This is a genomic window from Brevibacillus sp. MER 51, assembly GCF_023714195.1.
In the GTDB taxonomy this organism is placed as follows: Bacteria; Bacillota; Bacilli; order Brevibacillales; family Brevibacillaceae; genus Brevibacillus.
On sequence record NZ_JAMAUS010000002.1, the window covers coordinates 119,942 to 140,430 of the forward strand.

The 20,489-nt window shown below is 43.5% G+C and carries 27 protein-coding genes and 1 pseudogene; 15 read left to right on the top strand and 13 right to left on the bottom strand.

Features of this window, described 5'->3' with window-relative positions:
• Window positions 1–3: 3 nt before the first annotated feature.
• Window positions 4–765, top strand: coding sequence for a FixH family protein (locus M3630_RS04750; RefSeq protein ID WP_251251386.1), 762 nt, complete (start codon window positions 4–6; stop codon window positions 763–765).
• A 59-nt stretch (window positions 766–824) separates the two neighbouring features.
• Here the strand turns inward: M3630_RS04750 and M3630_RS04755 are convergent, their stop codons facing one another.
• Both M3630_RS04755 and M3630_RS04760 read right to left on the bottom strand, forming a co-directional pair.
• The gene (locus tag M3630_RS04755; RefSeq protein WP_251251387.1) at window positions 825–1,175 is read right to left on the bottom strand and encodes a transporter; all 351 of its coding nucleotides are present in this window, start codon (window positions 1,173–1,175) and stop codon (window positions 825–827) included.
• 131 nt (window positions 1,176–1,306) lie between these two features.
• The gene (locus tag M3630_RS04760; RefSeq protein WP_483298456.1) at window positions 1,307–2,473 is read right to left on the bottom strand and encodes a UDP-N-acetylmuramoyl-tripeptide--D-alanyl-D-alanine ligase; all 1,167 of its coding nucleotides are present in this window, start codon (window positions 2,471–2,473) and stop codon (window positions 1,307–1,309) included.
• A gap of 154 nt (window positions 2,474–2,627) precedes the next feature.
• Here M3630_RS04760 and M3630_RS04765 point away from each other — a divergent pair, with 154 nt between their 5' ends.
• Window positions 2,628–3,695, top strand: coding sequence for a CapA family protein (locus M3630_RS04765; protein WP_251251388.1), 1,068 nt, complete (start codon window positions 2,628–2,630; stop codon window positions 3,693–3,695).
• A 150-nt stretch (window positions 3,696–3,845) separates the two neighbouring features.
• Window positions 3,846–4,814, top strand: a complete 969-nt coding sequence (locus M3630_RS04770) for a GNAT family N-acetyltransferase (protein WP_251251389.1) — start codon at window positions 3,846–3,848, stop codon at window positions 4,812–4,814.
• Between the two features lie 65 nt (window positions 4,815–4,879).
• On the opposite strand, the gene M3630_RS04775 is transcribed toward M3630_RS04770, so the two are convergent.
• The 5 genes from M3630_RS04775 to M3630_RS04795 all read right to left on the bottom strand — a co-directional run bounded on the left by M3630_RS04775 (window position 4,880) and on the right by M3630_RS04795 (window position 7,754).
• Window positions 4,880–5,383: a CarD family transcriptional regulator gene (locus tag M3630_RS04775; protein ID WP_173611534.1), complete on the bottom strand. Its 504-nt coding sequence runs from the start codon at window positions 5,381–5,383 to the stop codon at window positions 4,880–4,882.
• 102 nt (window positions 5,384–5,485) lie between these two features.
• Complete coding sequence (locus M3630_RS04780) at window positions 5,486–5,953, bottom strand: DMT family transporter (protein ID WP_237900565.1); 468 nt, start codon at window positions 5,951–5,953, stop codon at window positions 5,486–5,488.
• A 21-nt stretch (window positions 5,954–5,974) separates the two neighbouring features.
• The gene (locus tag M3630_RS04785; protein ID WP_251251390.1) at window positions 5,975–6,673 is read right to left on the bottom strand and encodes a Crp/Fnr family transcriptional regulator; all 699 of its coding nucleotides are present in this window, start codon (window positions 6,671–6,673) and stop codon (window positions 5,975–5,977) included.
• A gap of 23 nt (window positions 6,674–6,696) precedes the next feature.
• A complete protein-coding gene (locus M3630_RS04790; protein ID WP_251251391.1) occupies window positions 6,697–7,122 on the bottom strand; it encodes a DMT family transporter in 426 nt (141 codons plus the stop codon).
• Between the two features lie 137 nt (window positions 7,123–7,259).
• Window positions 7,260–7,754 (bottom strand): DUF1648 domain-containing protein, encoded by a 495-nt coding sequence (locus M3630_RS04795; protein WP_237900561.1) that lies wholly within the window; start codon window positions 7,752–7,754, stop codon window positions 7,260–7,262.
• Window positions 7,755–7,885: 131 nt separating this feature from the next.
• On the opposite strand from M3630_RS04795, the gene M3630_RS04800 reads away from it, so the two are divergent.
• Complete coding sequence (locus M3630_RS04800) at window positions 7,886–8,692, top strand: DUF2935 domain-containing protein (RefSeq protein WP_251251392.1); 807 nt, start codon at window positions 7,886–7,888, stop codon at window positions 8,690–8,692.
• 212 nt (window positions 8,693–8,904) lie between these two features.
• On the opposite strand, the gene M3630_RS30910 is transcribed toward M3630_RS04800, so the two are convergent.
• Window positions 8,905–9,027, bottom strand: coding sequence for a hypothetical protein (locus tag M3630_RS30910; protein ID WP_255675679.1), 123 nt, complete (start codon window positions 9,025–9,027; stop codon window positions 8,905–8,907).
• Between the two features lie 177 nt (window positions 9,028–9,204).
• Between M3630_RS30910 and M3630_RS04805 the strand changes: the two genes are divergently transcribed.
• The 3 genes from M3630_RS04805 (at window position 9,205) to M3630_RS04815 (ending at window position 11,017) form a co-directional block, all read left to right on the top strand.
• Window positions 9,205–9,996, top strand: coding sequence for a DUF2935 domain-containing protein (locus M3630_RS04805; RefSeq protein WP_173611540.1), 792 nt, complete (start codon window positions 9,205–9,207; stop codon window positions 9,994–9,996).
• A gap of 374 nt (window positions 9,997–10,370) precedes the next feature.
• Window positions 10,371–10,523, top strand: coding sequence for a hypothetical protein (locus M3630_RS04810; protein WP_221868915.1), 153 nt, complete (start codon window positions 10,371–10,373; stop codon window positions 10,521–10,523).
• A gap of 248 nt (window positions 10,524–10,771) precedes the next feature.
• Complete coding sequence (locus M3630_RS04815) at window positions 10,772–11,017, top strand: hypothetical protein (RefSeq protein WP_173611542.1); 246 nt, start codon at window positions 10,772–10,774, stop codon at window positions 11,015–11,017.
• Between the two features lie 203 nt (window positions 11,018–11,220).
• On the opposite strand, the gene M3630_RS04820 is transcribed toward M3630_RS04815, so the two are convergent.
• The gene (locus tag M3630_RS04820) at window positions 11,221–11,475 is read right to left on the bottom strand and encodes a hypothetical protein (RefSeq protein ID WP_251251393.1); all 255 of its coding nucleotides are present in this window, start codon (window positions 11,473–11,475) and stop codon (window positions 11,221–11,223) included.
• 328 nt (window positions 11,476–11,803) lie between these two features.
• On the opposite strand from M3630_RS04820, the gene M3630_RS04825 reads away from it, so the two are divergent.
• Window positions 11,804–12,232 carry a NucA/NucB deoxyribonuclease domain-containing protein gene (locus M3630_RS04825; RefSeq protein WP_251251394.1) on the top strand — a complete coding sequence of 143 codons (429 nt, stop codon included), beginning with the start codon at window positions 11,804–11,806 and terminating at the stop codon, window positions 12,230–12,232.
• 474 nt (window positions 12,233–12,706) lie between these two features.
• On the opposite strand, the gene M3630_RS04830 is transcribed toward M3630_RS04825, so the two are convergent.
• Window positions 12,707–13,162, bottom strand: coding sequence for a hypothetical protein (locus tag M3630_RS04830; protein WP_251251395.1), 456 nt, complete (start codon window positions 13,160–13,162; stop codon window positions 12,707–12,709).
• 115 nt (window positions 13,163–13,277) lie between these two features.
• On the opposite strand from M3630_RS04830, the gene M3630_RS04835 reads away from it, so the two are divergent.
• Complete coding sequence (locus M3630_RS04835) at window positions 13,278–13,463, top strand: hypothetical protein (protein ID WP_173611547.1); 186 nt, start codon at window positions 13,278–13,280, stop codon at window positions 13,461–13,463.
• Window positions 13,464–13,671: 208 nt separating this feature from the next.
• On the opposite strand, the gene M3630_RS04840 is transcribed toward M3630_RS04835, so the two are convergent.
• Window positions 13,672–14,862, bottom strand: coding sequence for a hypothetical protein (locus M3630_RS04840; protein ID WP_251251396.1), 1,191 nt, complete (start codon window positions 14,860–14,862; stop codon window positions 13,672–13,674).
• Window positions 14,863–15,560: 698 nt separating this feature from the next.
• On the opposite strand from M3630_RS04840, the gene M3630_RS04845 reads away from it, so the two are divergent.
• The 5 genes from M3630_RS04845 (at window position 15,561) to M3630_RS04865 (ending at window position 19,265) form a co-directional block, all read left to right on the top strand.
• Window positions 15,561–16,016, top strand: a complete 456-nt coding sequence (locus M3630_RS04845; protein ID WP_251251397.1) for a hypothetical protein — start codon at window positions 15,561–15,563, stop codon at window positions 16,014–16,016.
• Window positions 16,017–16,713: 697 nt separating this feature from the next.
• Complete coding sequence (locus tag M3630_RS04850; protein ID WP_173611550.1) at window positions 16,714–17,094, top strand: DUF1259 domain-containing protein; 381 nt, start codon at window positions 16,714–16,716, stop codon at window positions 17,092–17,094.
• A gap of 179 nt (window positions 17,095–17,273) precedes the next feature.
• Window positions 17,274–17,708, top strand: a complete 435-nt coding sequence (locus M3630_RS04855; RefSeq protein WP_251251398.1) for a DUF421 domain-containing protein — start codon at window positions 17,274–17,276, stop codon at window positions 17,706–17,708.
• 277 nt (window positions 17,709–17,985) lie between these two features.
• Window positions 17,986–18,318, top strand: coding sequence for a DUF2834 domain-containing protein (locus M3630_RS04860; protein WP_251251399.1), 333 nt, complete (start codon window positions 17,986–17,988; stop codon window positions 18,316–18,318).
• Window positions 18,319–18,953: 635 nt separating this feature from the next.
• Window positions 18,954–19,265: a DUF2834 domain-containing protein gene (locus M3630_RS04865; RefSeq protein ID WP_251251400.1), complete on the top strand. Its 312-nt coding sequence runs from the start codon at window positions 18,954–18,956 to the stop codon at window positions 19,263–19,265.
• A gap of 128 nt (window positions 19,266–19,393) precedes the next feature.
• Here the strand turns inward: M3630_RS04865 and M3630_RS04870 are convergent.
• Window positions 19,394–19,684: pseudogene (locus M3630_RS04870) on the bottom strand (sigma-70 family RNA polymerase sigma factor); the annotation flags it as partial.
• 22 nt (window positions 19,685–19,706) lie between these two features.
• Complete coding sequence (locus M3630_RS04875; protein ID WP_251251401.1) at window positions 19,707–19,964, bottom strand: hypothetical protein; 258 nt, start codon at window positions 19,962–19,964, stop codon at window positions 19,707–19,709.
• 212 nt (window positions 19,965–20,176) lie between these two features.
• Here M3630_RS04875 and M3630_RS04880 point away from each other — a divergent pair, with 212 nt between their 5' ends.
• Window positions 20,177–20,407: a helix-turn-helix domain-containing protein gene (locus tag M3630_RS04880; protein ID WP_255675677.1), complete on the top strand. Its 231-nt coding sequence runs from the start codon at window positions 20,177–20,179 to the stop codon at window positions 20,405–20,407.
• Window positions 20,408–20,489: the final 82 nt, after the last annotated feature.

The window sequence follows — 20,489 nt, forward strand, 5'->3', positions numbered from 1 at the left end:
AACATGAAACGAACGATGATTTTGCTCTTATCCATGCTTATGCTCCTTTTGGCCGCTTGTGGAAAAGAAAACGAGCAACAAGCTTTTCAACCCGGAGCTCCCGTTAAGGCTGCCTTTACATTGGAACCAAAGGAGCTCGTAGCGGGCGACACAGTTACCTTCTCCGTTAAAGTCACACAAGATGGCCAACCCGTGGATGATGCCAAGGAAGTAAAATTCGAATGGTGGAAAGATGGGCAAGAAAAGCACGAAACGATCCCGGCTTCTCTGCAAGGAGACGGTGTCTACACGGCCCAACAAACCATTAGTGAGCCAGGCTCTTATTTTGTCTACTACCATGTAACAGCACGAGATTTCCACAACATGCAGAAGACCCCGTTTACCGTAAACAGCAAGACTGGGGCGACGCCATCTTCCCCTCAAGCTGACGCAGGTCAGTCACACGATCATGGGGCGGCAGGTCACGCGAATGGTGAGACCGTTGATTATCATTTCTCTCCAGCCAACAATATTCAAGTCGCAACACCATCTGCTCTCACTGTTCATCTGATGAAAGACAACAAAGCGTTGGACAAAGCGACAGTCAAATTCGAGTTCTGGCTGGGAAATGCCGAGAAGCACAGCTTTGTTGATGCAACGGAAACTGCGGCAGGCCAGTATGAAGCCAGCGCACAATTCCCTGCTGCAGGGGATTATACAGTGAAGGTCCATGTGGAAAAAGGAGACATTCATGATCACAAGGATTTCTCACTCTCCATAAAATAAGTCCTCCAAAATAAAAAGGCCATCCTCTCAGGGAATGGCCTTTTTGCTCGTGAATGGAGTTAACATGTAAAATAAGCGATTCGATCCAAGTCTGTCCCGTAATACTCCCATCGATATCCTCTCCAGCGATAACCGGATACAGAATGCCGACTGACATAGACGGGGTAAAACCAAAAAGAACGACCATTTCGCAACCACACGTACGTGTAACGATATAAACAGGGATAGAATCCGCCAGCATCAATCCGGCGTGTTCCGCCATAGCCTCTTGCTCCCGGTGCACTTGGCGTCCTGCTCGGTGGAGGACCTGGTGGTGGAGGGGGAAATCCTCCCGGTGATCCGGGGGAACCAGGGGAGCCTGGAAAACCTGGGGAACCATCTCGGCCGCCAGGGGGAAATTGATATGACATGACGTGTCACCTCCTACTAGTCTCCCTATAGGAAATGCAGCAAACGCACAGATGGTATGTGCGTTTGCCCGCCGTCATTCACCTATTTTTTCCGCAATAGCCTGTATATAAATCCTTGTCAGCTCCCGCATTCACTCTTTCCCAATGCTTTGATTGGCAGTTACCCTGCACAAAAATTGTACAGTCTCTCCCATTTTCAACCGATTTGAACCTTTTACGAGAAAGGCTGTATTTGGCTTCAGCTGTTTTGCTAGACGGCGATGCAAGCCTGCCTTACTCAAGCAATGCCTCACCCGATTTGCCGGAAATCCAGAGCGAATCGCTGCTCTTGCAATATACCTAGCACTACTTCCCAGCGTATATAAATAGTCTACATTTTTTTGACTCAAATATTTCCCGACATCCTCATGACCTTTTACGTCGTATTTGCCCATTTCCAGCATGCTGGCGAGCACGGCGATCTTTGTGGTATGCCCGACCTGGCTTAGCACATCAATCGCTGCCTTGGCCGCATCCGGATTCGAGCTAAAGGTATCATCCAGCACCTGAATGTTATTCGCGAGCCGATAGCTGGTAAGACGTTTTCGCTGTCCGCGAAACTGACTCAACCCGCGACGAATGTCATCGACGGGAATCCCCATCGTATGTGCAACTGCGATAGCAGCCAATGCGTTGTATAAATTATGCTCGCCAGGAATAGGAACAAAAAATGACTCCTTTTCTCCACGCAAAGAACATTCGAATCGAAACCCATTGCCTTCTATTTTCGTTCGCCCCGCCTTATAGTCCGCCTCCTGCTCCTTGCCAAATGTCACGATTTTTCCCGTGAACGACCCTAGGTAAGGCTGTTGAATAAACTCGCGAGAATAAGGACAATCCCAATTCAGAAAAATGGTTCCCGTGGGTTTCATATGGCGAATTAACTCCGTTTTTGCTAATGCCAGCCGCCTGGCATCTCCGCCAAAATTTCCGATATGAGCCGTGCCAATATTCGTGATGACTCCCATCGACGGCTGGATGATTTTGCAGTGCTGTCGCAAATGACCGCTTCGATAAATTCCATACTCAAGCACAACGGCCTTGTGCTCGTCCCGAATTCTTTTGGTATGCGCTCTTGTATTTCCCAGGAAGTTCTTGTTGTACATCGATTTATATGTGGGCATGCGCAGATTCAGGATGGTGTAGATCATTTCCTTTGTCGTAGTCTTCCCTGCGCTTCCCGTCACAGCGATAACTGGCTTGTCGAGAATCAGCGTCTTTACAGGTGCTACAGCTCTTCTCTTCTTTTTCACGGGTATCACCCCTTTGCCTCGTTCTTCTTCTCTCGATCAGCTTTCCTATTGTATGAACGACATAGACAGCCTGTATAGACCATTATCTATGAAAACGTTCCGCTACTATCCAAATCAGACGGACGACTTCTGGAATAGAGTAGGAGGGGAGGTGAAGCGCATGAAAAAGAAGGCCACCATCGCCGCTGTAGGCGACATCCTGATGTGGAAAGAGCAGGTGGCAACTGCCAGACTGCCTGGTACAGATCAATTCTCTTTTACAGATATGTTTCACCCCGTGACACCGATTCTCTCAGCGGCAGATCTCACAATAGGCAATTTAGAAACCACTTTTTCCGGGAAAACACAGCCCTATCAAATCGGTTCGGCACGAACCGGTTACCCTCGCTTCAACTGTCCAGATGAATTGGCTCGGGACTTGAAAGCATCTGGATTTGACGTATTGACTACAGTGAATAATCACTGTCTGGATGGCGGGGTAACCGGACTATGCCGAACCCTTGATGTTTTGGATCGATACAAGCTTGCCCATACCGGAACCTATCGAAGCCTTGAGGAGGCAAATACCTACCTGATCAAGGAGGTAAACGGCATTCGCATCGCCCTGCTTGCTTACACCTACGGGACAAACAAGCAGGTGATCCCCGCTCATACACCATGGATCGTCCGACTTCTTCATCTTGACACAATATTATCCGACCTGAGAAAAGTCCGTCCTCTCGTCGATGTTGTGATCATCTCCCTTCATTTTGGGATTGAATTCCGCTATACTCCAACGACTCGCCAGCGTCAGCTCGTACAAAGACTGCTCGACAACGGTGCTGATGTCATCCTCGGGGCTCACCCACATGTTCTGCAGCCTGTCGTCACCCCGAGTATCATGACTCCTCACGGGACAAAGAGACAAACACTAGTCGCGTATTCTTTGGGCAATTTTACATCAGAGAAAATGCTCTCGTTTGATCAATCCCAGTGCGGAGCAATCCTGCGATTTACCGTCGAAAAAGATGAGAGGAATCAGGTTTCACTCGAGCAAATTTCGGTCATTCCGACGTTTTCGCAACGGTATGTAAGTCAAGGACGTGTATGCTTTCGCGTCATCCCCATGCGTTCCTACCTGAAAAGCCCTGATCTGTATGTGCGCCCCCTGCAGAGAAAAAAGCTCCAGTTGCTATGGAGTCGCGCCACCCGCATCATAGGTAGGGCGCGGGGCGTATTGATTGAATAACAACAGGAGCAAACGAGGGAGCCGGCAGGATGCTCCCTACCCTTCCTCTTTTCTACATAGGCGACGATTGACGATTGACAGAACATTTTGGTAAAATCCACTTGTAACTAACCACTTCACTTTAGATGGTTACAAAGGAGAGATGACTGCTTGACCACCGTTCGCCGTATCCACCCGGAGGATTTACCTGCATTTCTAGCCTTCCCGGATCACCCTGCATCCGTGCGGGATGATATCGCTGCTTACCTCGATAAAATGTTCGCACAAGGAGCCATGCGTCAGGACTGGTGCTTTGTTCTGGAGGTACAAGGTGAGATCGCTGGTCGTCTTGCTTTCTGGACATTGCCTGGCAGTAAGCAAGCGACTGATTTGGTATTGTGGGAGCTTCCATGGAAAGAGACAGAATGCCCTTCGCTCGCAGCTCATTTCTTACGCGAAGTCTTCACACTCATGGCAGGAAACCTCACGGAGAAAATCGGCTATGTTCTGGATTCACCTTCCTCCTCTCCCCAATGGCAAACGGATCACCAAGAGCAAAGAAATGTTCTGGACGCGCTTGGCTTTCGGATTAGCCGGGAAACAAACCGATTCGAATGGCATGCTCCGATTGAGGCAACTGCTATACCGTCAAACAAAACGCATGATCCGATTGTGTACCGCACTCTTCCTGAGGTTGGCGAGGCTGCATTTGTGGATGCCATCTTGCGTGTCTCGCAATTCACCCATGATCAACAAATAACAGAGGAGCGCTTGAAAAAAGGCCCTCGAGCCCAGGCACAGGAAATGTTCCAAGATTTGCAACAAATGAAATACGAACCGGAATGGTGGCAACTTGCCTATACGGCAAAAAATGAGCTCATTGGATTTTTGATGCCTACGGTCAGCCCTGCCTTTGCTACGATTGGATACATCGGTGTTCTCCCCGAGCAAAGAGGACACGGTTATATTGATCAATTGCTGAAACAGGCCACAGACGTTCTTGTACAAGCTGGCGAAACTTACATCCGCGCGGATACCGATATAAAAAACACGCCAATGGCCAAAGCCTTTTTACGTGCTGGATACCACCAGTTTGCCAGTCGCCAAGAATTTACCCTGGATCGTGGCCTGTTGCTCTGACGGATATACAAAAAAGGGGGGCGATTGCAATAACAATCACTCCCCTTACTTCCCTTGTATGGTATTTATGGGACAATCTCAGACATTTCTTCTGGGCAAATAGCTTGCTTTAGCATTTCTGTTGCCTGTTCCGTATCTACGTCTTTTACCAGTTCAATCTCACTAATGAAGAGCTGCTGCGCATTATCCAGCATCACTTTGTCACTCGTTCCCAATACTTTTTCTTTACTCATTCCAAACAAATCGCGGATGACCTCAGATTGCTCGTAAATATCGCCACTCTTCATTTTTTCTGTATGAAGCTTGTAGCGCTGCGCTGCATTCAAGGCGGTGTCGCGTTGCCCCTCTCGTATGGCGGCCAAAACATTCTCGAGAATGTTGGCTTCAACCACCTTTCGAATACCAAGAGCGGACATCTTTTCAACCGGGACCATGATGTTTAACTCTTTCAGCATCATGTTGAGCACATAATAGAGGTGTTTTTCACCCAGAAACTCTTTCTCCTCCATCGCCTCGATTACGCCTGCCCCGTGCATCGGATAAAAAACCTTGTCTCCAACTTGAAACATACGTCCACCTCCTTCAAAGCAATCTATAACCATTATAACATAAAAATCGAATTTAAAATTTTTTATTTTAACATGACGTTTAAAATTAAGTCAACAATAAATTTACATCTTACTTATGGAGCGTTTCTGTTGCCATTCGCCACCTAGTTTAAATACAATGACACCCCCGACAATGACCAAAACTCCAAACAATTGCGTAAATGTCATCGGCACTTGAACCAACCCTAGCCAGCCGATTGAATCCGACCACAAAGCAAAACCGAGCTGGGCAGTGAGAACAATGGAAATAGCATACGTTGGGCCAAGCAGTCTCATTCCTTGTACCAGGCAAAAGACCACCCCAACGCCGATCATGCCACTGAACCAGTACCACGTCTGCATAGCTCGAAACGAAAACAACTGATTGCCTTCAAAAATAAGACCCATCGTCAAAGACGACAGAAATCCCATCCCAAGCACGAGAGTCGTCGTAGACCACGTTCCTGCCTGTTCACTTACTTTCCTGTTGAAAATATTTTGCAGGCTGACCAACAAGCCAGCCAGTAACGCGAAGAATAGCCCGACTACCATGATTTTGACACTCCTGTCTCCTTATTCGTTCGAAGTCTCGCTCGCCATTTTAGCTAAACCTTCCCTATCCTTGATCAGAAGGAATCCATTGGCACGCTCAATCAGTCCCTCCTTGCAGAACTGTTGAATGACCCGATTCAAATGTCTATAGCTCGTTCCAATCATATTCGCTGCATCCAAGAGATTGCTTGTACAGATCTGCTCTTTGTTGGCAGGATTCCACTCCTCAATCGAAACGGACAACAAATAACGAGCGAAACGTACTTCTACTGGGTACAGAAGGTTGATGCTTAATGTATTGGACTTCACACAAAATTTATTCGTAATGATTTGCAGTAAAAATTGCAGGAGTGGAGCGTAGTCTGTCCCGTATTTTTTCAACCAGCGATAATGAATCCCGATCATCTGAACAGACGAGGCCGCTTCAACCGAATTAAGATAAGAAATCCCTCGGACATACTCAATATCTCCGATCACTTCAAGCGGCTTTTTAAAGGAAAGGATCAGTGTTTTTCCTTCAGGGGAAGTCGTAAAAATCTTTACTTTGCCCTTCACCAAAACATACAGGTGACAGGTCGCTTCACCCTGGGCACAAATGAGCTCTCCTTGATCAAATTGGTACAAGGACAAATGCGGCAGAAAAGGCTCATGAAAGACAGTCGCTAACTGATGGTCATGGAGATATTGTTGCAAAAGCTCAAGATTTTCGATTTCCTTCATCCCTCTGTTTCATCCTCTCGCTATCAGGCCCTCAGAATCAACACACCCAGAATCATCATCCCGATCCCGATAAAATGCGGCAGCCTCATCTTTTGTTGCTGGACACCAAACCACCCATTGCTATCAATGAGAAAAGTCAGGCTTAACTGCGCAATCAAGAGAGCTGAAATCGTCATAGTTACCCCGATATGCTGGATAGCCGTAACATTGCTAAAAATGATAAACGCAGCGAATGCCCCACCTGTCAAATATAACGGTTTCACTCGCCTGTATGCCTGCCATTTTCCGTCTCGAAAAAACAACAGGAGTAGTAAAGCCGTGAGGAACCCCGTTAACTGCGTAAGTGTCGCGGTCTGCCATGTACCAATATCTTGACTGATTCTTGCGTTCGCGACACCTTGCAAGGTAATGAAAACACCGCCCAAAATAGCAAAAATAATTCCTTTCATCCTCTCACCTCACACTGATCTGTTCCTAATTAAAAAGGATGGCGAGGTGGATAGGGAAGGACATATGTCCTCATGATTTTCGTTTTAAAAACCAAGAAGAGGCCCTTTCCGTTAGAAGGCCCCCTCGCTCATGCTTCTCATTGAATCTTTTTTTGTTTCACGATTCCTATTACAAGCAGAACGATCATCCCAATGATGGTGATCGGCAGAAACCACTTCCCAAAGCCGCCTCCCCATCCTTGAGCAATGGAAACTGACTCCAACAGGATTACGGAAAAAATGATTAAGCAACTATTTTTTATTTGGTTCACGATTTTTCGACTGTGCAAATAAAACTGCTCGGCATTCGATTCAGAGAAGCGTGCCGGATAGTTATGGAGCTCTGGATGTTTTTCGAGCACCTTCATGAGGAAAACAATAAAGACGCCAATCCCGGGTAAAAGAAGCAGTTCCCATTTGGAGCCCCAGCGATCTACTTCCCCCAAAGCATTATAATGGGCAGGCACCTCGTCAGGAAGCTTATTCCATACAAAGACTAAAAAGAATAGCGATCCTACGAAAAATAAACAACCAACTACATCCCACAACCATTCGCTGCCTGTCTTTGGTATATTTTTGATTGGTCTCTTCATATTCTCCCCCCTTACCGCTGCTCCTCCTACAAGTATTTTACCATTTATGTCCATTTGAGAGTCAAGGTCAATCCGTCACACACTTCTGGGCGCTTTTACATATCTTGATGGGGAGTAAGGAGGGAACAACAGTGAATGAACCTTTAAGAGAAAGTATGTTGTTTGAGCATCGTTTCTGGCTACAAATTCTGGGCGATCATGCCCGCTTTATTTTTCAATCACTCGCTCCGAATGAAGAGCAGGAAATTGAAAGGGCCGTATACTTTATCATGTCATTCGATAACTTGCTGGATAACGCCAGGCAGAAGCTGTCTTCCGATGAACTGCACACACTCAACCAGCAGGCAAGTGAACTCACGCAACAACTGCGTGAGTATAAACTCCACATTCTGGAAAGGCACCTCGTCAGTACAATATCGATCAGTCTTCCCCCAACGTTTATGAACCACATGGTCAATGAACTAGAAGAGTATGAACGAATTTTGCATGCTTTTCTCTCCGGAGGCTTGCCACCTGCCAATCACCCGGTAGAGCTCCATCTTTTGTGGCTATCCGATGCGGTCGGGCATGCAGCCACCATCACTTCCCTTTTGGATATGGTGGAAAAAGATTATCAGCTTAAAAGTGAACAGTTTACCAAGCAGTTCGAGCATTTTTACCTAAAAGCGGTGGAATTAGCCGGGTATCTCCGAACAAACTTGAATAACTTCCCGGCATTACGCCGTTTTAACCATCAAGCAGAAATGGAAATGAAGCTTTTTCAGGTATTTTTGCATGAATTGGAAGAGATGCGGATGCGTGATGAATTGCTTGGAGTTTTATCCCCGCTCATGGCCGACCATATGTCTCGAGAAGAATGCTACTATTTGATGAAGCTATCTGAGGTTTCCGACGTGCCGTCACCAGACTGTTTCCCCACCAGACCGCGAATCGAGTAAAAGATTAACCTTGTTCATCACCAGGCGAAAGCGAAAGGCTTTACGCCTCTTTTTCATTCTTTCTTTACGATATCCACTTATGCATAAGCAAGCAGGAAGCTGTCCTCATATCCTATTAGTACCAACGTTAAGGGGGTAGTGTCATGGATCCAATTGAGCATCATAGACAGCGTATGCATCACCACATGCGGCAAGCAGAACGTTTTCGCTCTCTAGCTTTTGAACATCGTCATGATCGACTGCGTCATCATACCTTTCGAGAAAGAGAACACTTCCATCGCATGAGGGCCCATCACCACAGAACGCAAATGCATTCGATGCGTCGTTTTTGACATGGAAAACTCCCGTTACAGGGAGTTTTTTTCGTGGGACAAGCCAGAAAACACCAGAATTTTTTTAATTCTGTGCTCCTGCCCATTCACGAAACTGGGTAAACGCATAGACATACATTATGTGTGATCAAAAGTGGAAAATGGGCTATGAACTGCTCAAATCCTATGCGGAGGTACTACATGACAAATGTTTTTGTTGATCGATCATTAGAGGAAATACGTTTTTGGTCTCGTATCATGAAAGAACACTCCCTGTTTCTCAAATTGGGCTTTAACTGCGAAGACACAAAATTGATTGAAGAAGCGAATCGCTTTTACAGTATTTTTGAAGAAATTGAAAACCAATCACTTGCCTTTTCTTCTGACATCGACCCTCAACGAATCTATGACTTTAATCAGCTCGTTCACAATGCCGTTTCCTATATTTGGGCTTTCAAACGCAAAGTACTCGGACTTATTATTCATTGCAAAATCGGTGGTAACAACTTTCCGCTGTTGGTCGATCATGTGAGCAGGGAAGCTGCCTATTTTCGGAATCGATTAGAACAATTGAATACGGGAAACCTTGATCCCTTACCAGATGCGGTGATTAATGAAAATGTCTTTTTCCTACGAATCATGGCTGACCATGCGAAATTTATTAACCATTTGCTCGATCCTTCCGAAAGAAAGCTAGTGGATCAAGCTAGAGAATTCAGCCATGATTTTGATCAATTATTGTTCCAAGCTCAGGATCTTGATTCCATGCGTCCCCAGTCTCAAACGAAACCGTTACTGAATCAATTTGTCGATCAAAATCGTGTATCTGTCCGCCAATTGCGTGACTTCAAAAAAACAGCTCGTGATCTCATTGAGGAATGCAAAATAAAGAGCATAATCCCCCCATTGCTCGCTGACCATGTATTTAGAGAAGCCTCGCATTTTTTAGAGATTTTAGATGCCTTTGAAGTATCCCTTACACACGCAAAATAGTGAAACAAGAGGAACATCTTCAATCTAAATAAAATTCACCCGTAAGCTTGTCAATTAATGAAAAGTGTATCTTACGAGCACGTCTTTAACGCTCGCTTTTCGATATATAGAATACTTTTGAACCCGTCTCCTAAAAACAGGAGCGGGAAAGTATACGAAGTGATGGACTATACCAAAAAACACGAAGAGGCACCTCCTATCAGACAGGATGGTGCCTCATTGTATTGAATACATAATGCCCGTTACTACAAAGATCCAAATTACTTAAAACGGTTTATTCCGTCCATTTTTGTCACTTGAGAACACTCGTACAGTCAAAAGGAAAATTATGTTAATACCTTATTTTAGACCCATCCTAAAGGAGGACATATCCCATGAAAAAAAAGAAAGTTAATTCTAAGAAATTCAAGAAAGTAAATGGTCAATTGGTGCAATATTCATCTTATTATCCAGCTCAAGCTGGAGGGTGTATCTGGATTTGCATGCGTCATGGGTGCGGTTGGTGGTGTCCAGAACGCGAGATGTAATGTGAGCCTGCTCCAATAAACACCATCCTAACTGGTTGTATTATTACCACTCCCTGTTTGTTAGGGAGTTTTTCTTTTTACCATTCTCGGAGACATTTTCATGTTTCTATGTTTCCAGATCCACCTGCTAAATGGATCGGTCTAATGGCATTCACTATGACAAAATTTATAATTACCCCTGTGTTAAGTGGACTTAATCAGACTATCTGTTAAAATTGTTGTAAAAAGGGAATTATTGGTGATTCTTTATGAAAAATAGACCTCTTTGGTTCCATATCTTTTCAGTAGTTGCCTTCTCTATTGCAGTAGTGAATATTTTTACACATGTGGCTTTTTTAAGAATAGTAACGATGATATGCCTTGCCGTTGTCATGGCCTCTTTAGGATCATTTGAACTGAAGAAAAACCGTAAGATGGCCTTTGCTCTGTTTGGTGTGGCTGCTTTTCAGGTTTTCGTGTTGGCAGAGATGTTTTATGTCACCGCTACAAAATAACTTTTTGTTGAAATACTATTCACAAGGTTTTCTTGTGATTTAGTCGCTTTCACTCCACTTAGTTTTCCAGTCACCATTACTGACGTTAAGCAACATGACCATGTACTTATGGGAGCGCCATTTCCTTTTATTCAGCAAGATGTTTCAAGTATTGTTCCTTGGGATTTGATCGATTACAAAGTTTATTTCGAGCATCCGTTTGACTATCCGACAACCTGCTGATCAACTACGGATGCTTCGTATCCTTCACCGGTAATCCCCACATATTGTTCGGTTGCTAACTTTCCTCGCTCCAAAAAACGCGCGACATCTTCTGCCATATCCTCTTCGAAACGATACAACAAGCGAATATACTTCGTGTAATCTATGCCTTCTTTTGTATTTATCGATTCTTTGATCGATTCCCCCGTGTTAACTTCTTTCGTAAAATCTGCTGCTCCTGTTTTTGTAATCCCCACGGTGATCGGACCCCCTTTAAATAACTCCACGTTGACGATGGAGTTCTGCGCACTTTTATTGGACCCCAGTTTGAGCTGCACAGCGTCTACCACTTCGTGGGTTTCTGTGCCAAGGACGTCGATTAAGGTGATTTCATTCACCATACGTCTTTATCTGTTTTTTGAATAAGCTTTTTCCTTAATGAAAAGTACACACGATAGCTCAAGTAACCCTAACACTTCCCACCTCTGATAAAGGTTAACAGAGGGTTTTAAGCATTCACAACACTTCGATATAATGTTTGGCGGTGTTATTATTGATAAAGAACTTACATTGGAGGACAAAAGCATGACACAGAAAAAAATGCTGATGTTGATTGTGGCGTTACTGATCGGTGCCGCCTATTTCTTTGGACTTGTGCCAATAGAGAACAAAACAGTCAGCAACGGGAACGTAGACCATACGATTGTTTTTCCGTCTGATCGATACCCTCAGACTGCAAAGCATATTAAAGAAGCGGTTGCCTCTGGGAAATCAGCCGTATGCACAATTGACCGTCGTGGGGCAGATGAAAATCGCGAACAATCCCTCAAGGGCATTCCTACAAAAAAGGGGTTCGATCGAGACGAATGGCCGATGGCAATGTGTGCTGAGGGTGGAACAGGGGCACATATCGAATACATATCTCCTTCAGATAATCGCGGAGCTGGATCGTGGATTTCCAATCAACTAGAGGATTTTCCAGACGGAACCAAGGTTGAAATCTTGGTCAAATAAAGTTGCCCGCAAATTCCGGATACGAATATATATCTCTCTATTGCATCTTCGCGACATCATAACGTTTTAAAATTTCGAGAGTGATATCTCCTCGAGGTTCTCAGTCTAACCTCCTATTTGCACGTCCTTTGGATAATGGAAGTGCATCAGGATGCTAATAGTACCATTCTTCCTACTTACTGCATGTCATTACTTACTTCGTGTTTGGACTATTGATTGACTTAGCACCTACATTTAGAAAAAACAACATCACAATCATTAAAAAAACAAAGGCGGCATACCCAAACTACGTGCCTCCTTTGTTTTTTAAAATCCTCATTTATTTCCGATTCCATTAACTACACGTTCGAGGCCCTCTCCCTTGATCCAATCAGCTGCCCAGTTGCTTTACCTGACCGACGAAGCACTTCATCAGTGTTGTAAATTTCCCCTGTCGCTGAGTGAGCATACTGACATACTCCATGTCACCCAAAATTAATTTTCAACTACAGAACCCCTCATATAAACCGGAACACTTGCATAATTAGCAAACTCCAGGTAATATGTCCCGGGCTCCAGAATAAAGTCCTCCTCCTTATAATCTCTTGCAACTATCGACATAGACACACTTTTTCTGTCACCGAGTCTAATGATACTTACCTTTGAATCTGGATAAACCGGAGCCCAAACGATATTAGCTGTATTGACTTTCAACTTTACTGATTTTGTAGAGTCTACCGTAAATGTTTCTGAGTTGTGCCAACGATCTACTCTAGAAATATCAAAAGAAATAAGAACCTGACCTTGGGCATTGGCTTGGACTTTCTCTTGACTGAGTTTCTGGATCGAATTCTGTGTGCTATCACTCGCAAATGCAGCTTGAGTACCAATCGTTAAAGCGGAAGCAGCAACAGCACATAACAGAGTATTTTTAAATTTGCCTCTCAACATCTTATCCTTCTCCCTTTTTACATTTAACAAGACTCCCGAGAAAGTTAAAAAGCGTCGTTAAACCGTGAGTTTGTGATCATTTGAAAAATCCCAAGTGTGTTAGATTACACCACAGATGGAGAAGATAACTATCGTTACTCTTGAAAAACTCTTCAAGGAGGGAACGAATTGGGGAAATATCGCTGTTATTACTGTGAACGTGAAACCGACAGCGTTCGCCAAATCACGTTTTTCCAAGGTAAGCAGGATCGCGATGAACTATTATGCGATACCTGTCATGCTGACTGGATCGAATCCCTAAAGAGTGAGCCATAGGCAGAGTAACACTTCCCACTCCCACCCATAGTGAAGTGCTATAGGGTGGGTCTTTTTTTGTCCATCCTCCTCCGCTCATACGGCTTGTAAAAAGTAGGAAGGAAACATGAAAAAAGCACCACACGGGTGCTTTTGTTTGATAATGGTACAGATAATAATGTTTTTAAGATAAAGTTTCTAGATGCGTCGAAAGCTCACCGAATATGATCCAGGACGCTTTTCATGACCTGCGGCGAGTCCTGCCGATCGAATAAATTGTAACGGGCCTTGACTGTTTGATACACCTGATTCAGCGCTTTTTGGCTCTTCGTTTTCCGGTACTCACTCACAAGTTTGGTGAAGGAAGGATGCCGGATTACGTCTGTTCGCCAGTCCCACACGCGCGGTTTTTGGACTTCTCGCCGGACCTGTTCCACCATCTCTATTACTTTTGGTGCAAGAGAGGCGCTGAGCTGTTCTTCGGCTTTTTTCTTCTCTGGAAGATCAGATAGCATCACATAGTTGGGTAGGGAAGACAACGGCTTGTTGTTTATATGCAACAATTCGCCTGAAGAGTTGTGCACAACCTCTAGCAATAAGTCTTGATTGACTTCGTATTGAAAATACTCCCATCCAGTCGCCGTTTTTTTGCTAGGCAAAAACAGATGGATGAAGTCGAGCATATTTGTGTAGTACGGCTGTGATTGCGGATACACATACCCTTTTGCATCGACCTGGAATCCCGGCACTCCCACCTCTACTGCCCAGCGAACCGCTTCACTTTGGCTGTCCTTGGGAGCTACACTCCCCTTATAAGGCCTCGCTTTCTTGTACATGCGGTACAACGTCTCCGCAACAAATTGCTTCGTAAGCCGCTGATCTTTCAGTTCCTCAGGCTGTACGTACCCCGCCTGGACAAGTGCGTTTATCCGCGCTTTTAATTCTATTTCCCCCCGCTTTTGCCGCAACTCGCCTCCCCATTGACCAGATGCTTGCTGGTCCAATATTTGCTTGCTGATGGCGGCCGGATCATATCCTTGGGGATAGACGGGATCCAATATCCCGATTTCATTGTACAGGGCAAGTAAATACCCATCTTTAGAAACGCTGAATTCATCGATCATGAAACCGCGCGGCGTGTCTGTACCGTTTAGATCGCCGACGATTTCCGTGAGGTCTCTTCTGTTTTTGTCCAGGATGCTGGCCGGATGCGGATTTTTGATCTTGAGCGCTCCTTTTAGGAGATAATGAAAAACTTCTTTTTCTTCCAGCGTATTGACCGTTGGCATTTTGTAGGCAATGCGATAAGAGGCCACCGTTGCCGCTGCTGCCTCTTGAATTGGATAGGCGATCTGTCCGACAGACAGAACGGCTGCGATTGCAGCGATGAACACAACCTTTTTCATGTATTTGTTACCTCCTCATTGGGGCAAGGGTATCGGAATTTGCTTCAAGGGTGTTTGTAAAATACATTTGTTAGACGCACCTTTCTTGAATAAAGTTACATCGCACCCATAATTCCCCGAAGATATCTAACCTCCGGGCAGAAGTCTCCGCCGCAAGCCAATCCTTATACCTATTGCGGCCACAAGCTTTAGAGAGGAAATCTGTTCACTTGTGACAGGAGCGGCGTATTCGAATGGGAGAAGCAGTGGACAAGCGGCAGGACTGGATCCGTTGCTGATAAGTTAATTTTTCAATCGAAAAAGGGCTCCTGGCACTCGCCCCTGTCCAGTACTTCTCATAATCCGTTACGCTGATCCTGCCCGACCTTATAGTAAGGTTTGGCTTCAGGCGAAGACCGCTGCCGAAAAAAAACATAGAATAACATTAAACAATACGATTGTATTATTTAAAAATGCATGTTATGATGTTTTTGTAATAAATGGGAAAACGTGGAAAATAAACATTATTGGTAACATTTAGTCCACTATCCCGTTAACTGCTTCTCTTCTGAGGGCGGGTAAAAATAAGAGTAAGAAGGAGTGTTTTTCGATGAAATAGTTCCGGAGGGGCAGCAATCACCTGCAACTGCAACTTTCATTTTTTTGTGAATAAATAAGGCATACAAATGGCATTTAACAAAATTTAGGAGGTTTCATTTATGAAATTAAAGAAACTGATTTCAACGCTTGCACTTACGACCTGCCTACTTTCGATGTCATCTTCAGCATTCGCTATGGGTGATGCACGAGAGCCTGATAGTTTTGACTCACCGAATCATTTTCAAGGAATCATGGATAGTTTTGAGGGCACTCTTTCCAAACCAGAATACGGAATGGATCATGACTATTTTCAATGGACAAACGACACTGGGCAAGGAAAAGCATTTTATATAAATTTCGACACCTATCAAAATCGTAGCCTAGACTATATGATTCGTGATATGAGTGTTGGTGGTACAGCAAACCGTGTGTTTAAGGATACGGGACGTGAAACCTGGTATGTATATTTGCACGCTGGCGAAAAAATTAAAATACATGTTGCTGCCCAAGATGCAATAAGAGTTGACCCCAATGTGAAATATATCATTGCCTTGAGTGAGCGTCCTTGGTGGTAGAATTGTAGCAAGATTTAGAGGGCTGCTAAAACATGGGACAAGCAGTCCTCTAAATCACTTGCTTTCCAACTTTACAATTGTAAAGTTAAGTTAAATTCGTATTATCCCCGGTCTTCGCTCATCATATTCAACCTCCACTGAATCCCACATCGCTATATTCCAGCCATGTTGCCCCCTCCTTTTCTCACATCGCTTTGTCAGTTCTCTTCTCTAAAAATAGTTTGGCCTTTTTTTGTTCAATATCATCTGAACCTTTAACGGATGAAGGTTTAAAATCGGATGTTTTCGGATGGTATTTATAAAATGGCGTTTTTACATTCAATCCTGAGCAAAATGTTTATATTTACCCCCAAAAACATAACTCACCTAACTCGACTACTGATCGAAACGGGTATAGGGCTTCGCTATTGTAGGTTGCCTGACCGTGCATGAGCAAGCTTTGATGATAGCGGCAGTTCAAAACACAAGAAGATAGCCGTACACCTCACAAAAGTTAGGTAGGTGGTGGCTATCTTATTTTTTGCTGCGTGTCATACGCCACTTCTCGCATACGACGAGCAATTTGTCTGTCGTGTAACCATTTGTAGTAATCTCTTTGCTAATATCACTTTGTACATGCACCCTTTTTTACCTCTGTCCAGAACCTCTTATTCTCTTCTACATAGAATGCATTAAATCAAGAAAAGGAGGATCACACTTGAAGATACCGAAAAGTTTATGCGATCGTATAGCCAAAATTCTGGGTGGGACAGGCATGTCAAATGATACTTGTTCTATCACGATTCAGCGTAATCTCAATGCAACAATCTTGGGCAAACCATATGATACTGAGCATGAAATTACCATTGAATCCCTCGATAAAGAAGGAAATACCTTGAATACGGGGGAATTTACACTCCTGCAAAACGAAGTCCAAAAATTTATTGACGCTGTTCGTAAGGAAGGGTTTATCGTTTCTGCCCTGCACAATCACTGGCTCTTTGATAAGCCACGTCTCATGTATTTGCATATTGAATCAGTTGAACCCCCCATAGAGTTTGCAAAGAAGCTACGACGTGCTTTGAATGTACTGAAATAACTAACCCTAGAGGCGCTAAGCGTATAAAAGCTTAGCGCCTCTTTCATTGCCTGCCGTTATCGTTTCGATTGTTTTGTTGCCTACTCGTCTCCTTGCTACAGAGTTTCATCGTCTTCCCCCCTTTTAGTAAATCGTGTGGTTTGAAAATTCTTCCTGTCAATTGGGCAACCTATACCATCATGAATGCGGAGGTATTAACTTTTCTATTAGCAGCAGTTTTGGTCGTGGTCATGATGTTGATGGAATACCTGGAGATTAAGTCTAACGGATTCGAAACTTTTATTACGGGCAAGGCAGTTCATGTAATTGAAAATGGGCAATTGGTTGAAAGTAACATGCGCAAACTCAGGCTAACAGCTGATAAGCTTGAAATGAGACTACGACAAGCTGGAATATCAAGTATCTCTGATGTTGAGTGGGCTACAATTAAAGTTAGTGGGAACTTAGGATATCAACTTAAATTGGAAAAGCAACCTTCTACGAAAGAAGACATCCAAAGGTTAATTGATGTTCTTGAGAACCGAATTCCACATACAGAACCCTTTGTACCCAATAACATTTTTTCAGAGATTAAATATGGACATCAAAATCCACACCCAACCAATCTCCAGTAAGCATGCATTCGCATTCTACCAGGGCGGCAAGATAGTTTTGCCGCTCTCTATTTCCCTGAAAATTCTTCGTTATTGACTAAGTACACATTTTGTTCATACTCTCTTCGTTGGATCCCTTCAAGATTTTCATGTTAACTACATAATTGTTCACCATGGTATTTAGTATTTTGAGCAATGCGAATATTCCTTAAATTGTAAAAAAATAACTCTAAAACGAATTGAAGTTGACTCTTTATTGACTGTATAATATCCCCAAAAATAAAGGGGGAGGTAAAGAATGAAAAACCTATATTTGTTACTGGCAATTTTGGGAGCTGTCTTGCCTTACAGTTATTTCATTCCGTTTCTTCGTGCAAATGGATTAGATATCAAGCTCTTTACATCGGAACTTTTTGCAAACGACATTTCTTCGTTTTTTGCAACCGATTTTCTTATCTCATGCCTAATTTTCTGGGTATTCCTTTTTCAAGAAGTTCGAAAGCATCACATTAAGCATTGGTGGATTTACATAGTCGCAACTTTAACTGTTGGGCTATCATTTGCTTTTCCTCTGTTTCTTTACTTCAGACAAAAAACCATAGATGGGAAGGATAGTTATCGTTCCTCTTGAAAAACTCTGTGCGGATACAATCATACTTGAGTTATTCGCACAGCAATCACCCGTAAGACGGCTGGCTGAAAGAATGCCTCTTTTACGGGTGATTTTCCCAAGTGATTTTCCTTTATTCCCTTACCTTTTATCTTCAATAACTTTTCTTATTTGCTTGTCCCCATTTTATCAAAGAGTTTTGTTAGCTTACAGAATAATACTGTACCGTAAACTTATGTGATTAATTGTCAACCTAGTAAGCCCACCATATTGAACTTGGTTTTGAAAAGAAAAAGCACCGCGTAGGTGCTTAATTTAAACTATTTCTTATTAGTATCGCTGTGACAAAAACCCCTGCGATACTTGGAAGAATAATTTTCGAACTAACAACAATTTCAGGTATTGAAATTCCAAGATAAACTTCTGGCAAAATATCACCCCCTATACTTCCATTCTGAGGTAATGGCAGGCGCTTGTCTATATCAAAAACTCCACTCTTTCGGCAGAGGCCTCCGCCGCAAGATAATCCTTACGCCTACTGCGGTCACAGGCTGTGGAGGTGGTGCAGCAGGTAATTCGGCACACTTGAGACAGAATTGACTATACGAATATGAGAGATACTGAAGAAGGGGCGTTCCGAGAGAGATTCCCGAAAATTGAAAACCACTGTAAGACAATGCAAAAAAGAAATAATTGCATGGTTCCCTGCTACGCTCGTCGCAACTTGTCAAGCTCTTTACATCGGAACTTTTTGCAAACGACATTTCTTCTTTTTTGCAACCGATTTTCTTATCTCATGCTTAATTTTCTGGGTATTCCTTTTTCAAGAAGTTCGAAAGCATCACATTAAGCATTGGTGGATTTACATATTCGCAACTTTAACTGTTGGGCTATCATTTGCTTTTCCTCTGTTTCTTTACTTCAGACAAAAAACCATAGATGGGAAGGGTAACTATCGTTACTCTTGAAAAACTCTATGCGGATACAATCATACTTGAGTTATTCGCACAGCAATCACCCGTAAGACGGATGGCTGAAAGAATGCCTCTCTTACGGGTGATCTTCCCAAATGATTTTCCTTTATTCCCTTATCTTTTTATCTTCCCTGCGGCTGTTTCGTTCGATAGAACTCATTAAACAACTTCATCAACGCTCGCTTTTCGATACGGGATACATACGAACGAGATATGCCCAGCTCACGTGCAATTTCACGCTGTGTCTTTTCTTTGTCCTGATCCAGCCCAAACCTGCCGATGATCACTTCTTTTTCGCGCTCATCGAGGATGTGTATGTGCTGGTAAATTTTACTGGACTCTAACTTGAGCTGCACAGCGTCGACCACTTCGTCGGTTTCTGTGCCAAGGACGTCGATTAAGGTGATTTCATTTACATCATAAGCATAGACGTGTTTATTTTATTTTGCTTCCCACATACATCCCATCATCAAATCCCGCTTTATATGCATGTTTTACAACAATATTTGTTTTTAAAACATATACATTTTCAATTTTAGATATGAGGTCTAAAGATATTGAATTTGTTGATTCAAGCTGTTTTAATAGTCCAAGCAACTCTTCATATAACTGGTTTGTTTGCTCCTCACAGGCATCAGAAACTTCTAAGATCCTCTGTTCAATAGCTGGTTCTAACCACTTCAACATCATCATACCTCCTTTTCGCATTCACAGGAAAACTGCACACTTTTTTTCCGTTTGTTAATATGTACAACATTTTTGTACAAAACAATAAATGTACAGGATCATTATACCACCTTTCATTGAAATGATTGTTCTTTTTAACAACATGAATCTCATAAATTTGTTAATTATGTTATGATGCTAAGAAATGCAAGTTTAGCTTTAAACAAAGGACTGAAAATATGGCTCTCCAGAAAGGGAGATGCCGACTGCCTGAAATCCTAAGAAGCCGAATGATGAAACCTGCTGAATTCTCTCGTCGCATGGGTGTGACTGAGTCCATTGTAAGTCGCTGGATTTCTGAAGAGCGCGAGATGAGTTATGAAAATGCTGTTCTGGCTGCTCGTATCCTCGACTGTCATGCTGAGGATTTTTACGAATGGATCGATGTAAAAAAAGGCAATCGGCAGTGAGCTTTCAAGCTCCTCCTCTGGGGTAAAACTTGACATATAGTCAAGTTTTGTGATGTGCCGACTTGCATAAACAGGTGTTCTG

Coding starts and splice junctions, on each gene's coding strand:
- M3630_RS04780 (WP_237900565.1), bottom strand. CDS start 5,953: ATGGTAGTCGGGCTATTCTTCGCGTTACTGGCTGGCTTGTTGGTCAGC.
- M3630_RS04830 (WP_251251395.1), bottom strand. CDS start 13,162: ATGTTGAGAGGCAAATTTAAAAATACTCTGTTATGTGCTGTTGCTGCT.
- M3630_RS04880 (WP_255675677.1), top strand. CDS start 20,177: ATGGCTCTCCAGAAAGGGAGATGCCGACTGCCTGAAATCCTAAGAAGC.
- M3630_RS04775 (WP_173611534.1), bottom strand. CDS start 5,383: ATGTTTCAAGTTGGAGACAAGGTTTTTTATCCGATGCACGGGGCAGGC.
- M3630_RS04785 (WP_251251390.1), bottom strand. CDS start 6,673: ATGAAGGAAATCGAAAATCTTGAGCTTTTGCAACAATATCTCCATGAC.
- M3630_RS04815 (WP_173611542.1), top strand. CDS start 10,772: ATGAAAAATAGACCTCTTTGGTTCCATATCTTTTCAGTAGTTGCCTTC.
- M3630_RS04825 (WP_251251394.1), top strand. CDS start 11,804: ATGACACAGAAAAAAATGCTGATGTTGATTGTGGCGTTACTGATCGGT.
- M3630_RS04835 (WP_173611547.1), top strand. CDS start 13,278: ATGGAGAAGATAACTATCGTTACTCTTGAAAAACTCTTCAAGGAGGGA.
- M3630_RS04795 (WP_237900561.1), bottom strand. CDS start 7,754: ATGAAGAGACCAATCAAAAATATACCAAAGACAGGCAGCGAATGGTTG.
- M3630_RS04755 (WP_251251387.1), bottom strand. CDS start 1,175: ATGTCATATCAATTTCCCCCTGGCGGCCGAGATGGTTCCCCAGGTTTT.
- M3630_RS30910 (WP_255675679.1), bottom strand. CDS start 9,027: ATGTCAAAAACGACGCATCGAATGCATTTGCGTTCTGTGGTGATGGGC.
- M3630_RS04875 (WP_251251401.1), bottom strand. CDS start 19,964: ATGATGATGTTGAAGTGGTTAGAACCAGCTATTGAACAGAGGATCTTA.
- M3630_RS04860 (WP_251251399.1), top strand. CDS start 17,986: ATGAAAAACCTATATTTGTTACTGGCAATTTTGGGAGCTGTCTTGCCT.
- M3630_RS04845 (WP_251251397.1), top strand. CDS start 15,561: ATGAAATTAAAGAAACTGATTTCAACGCTTGCACTTACGACCTGCCTA.
- M3630_RS04765 (WP_251251388.1), top strand. CDS start 2,628: ATGAAAAAGAAGGCCACCATCGCCGCTGTAGGCGACATCCTGATGTGG.
- M3630_RS04790 (WP_251251391.1), bottom strand. CDS start 7,122: ATGAAAGGAATTATTTTTGCTATTTTGGGCGGTGTTTTCATTACCTTG.
- M3630_RS04810 (WP_221868915.1), top strand. CDS start 10,371: ATGAAAAAAAAGAAAGTTAATTCTAAGAAATTCAAGAAAGTAAATGGT.
- M3630_RS04750 (WP_251251386.1), top strand. CDS start 4: ATGAAACGAACGATGATTTTGCTCTTATCCATGCTTATGCTCCTTTTG.
- M3630_RS04855 (WP_251251398.1), top strand. CDS start 17,274: ATGAATGCGGAGGTATTAACTTTTCTATTAGCAGCAGTTTTGGTCGTG.
- M3630_RS04805 (WP_173611540.1), top strand. CDS start 9,205: ATGACAAATGTTTTTGTTGATCGATCATTAGAGGAAATACGTTTTTGG.
- M3630_RS04840 (WP_251251396.1), bottom strand. CDS start 14,862: ATGAAAAAGGTTGTGTTCATCGCTGCAATCGCAGCCGTTCTGTCTGTC.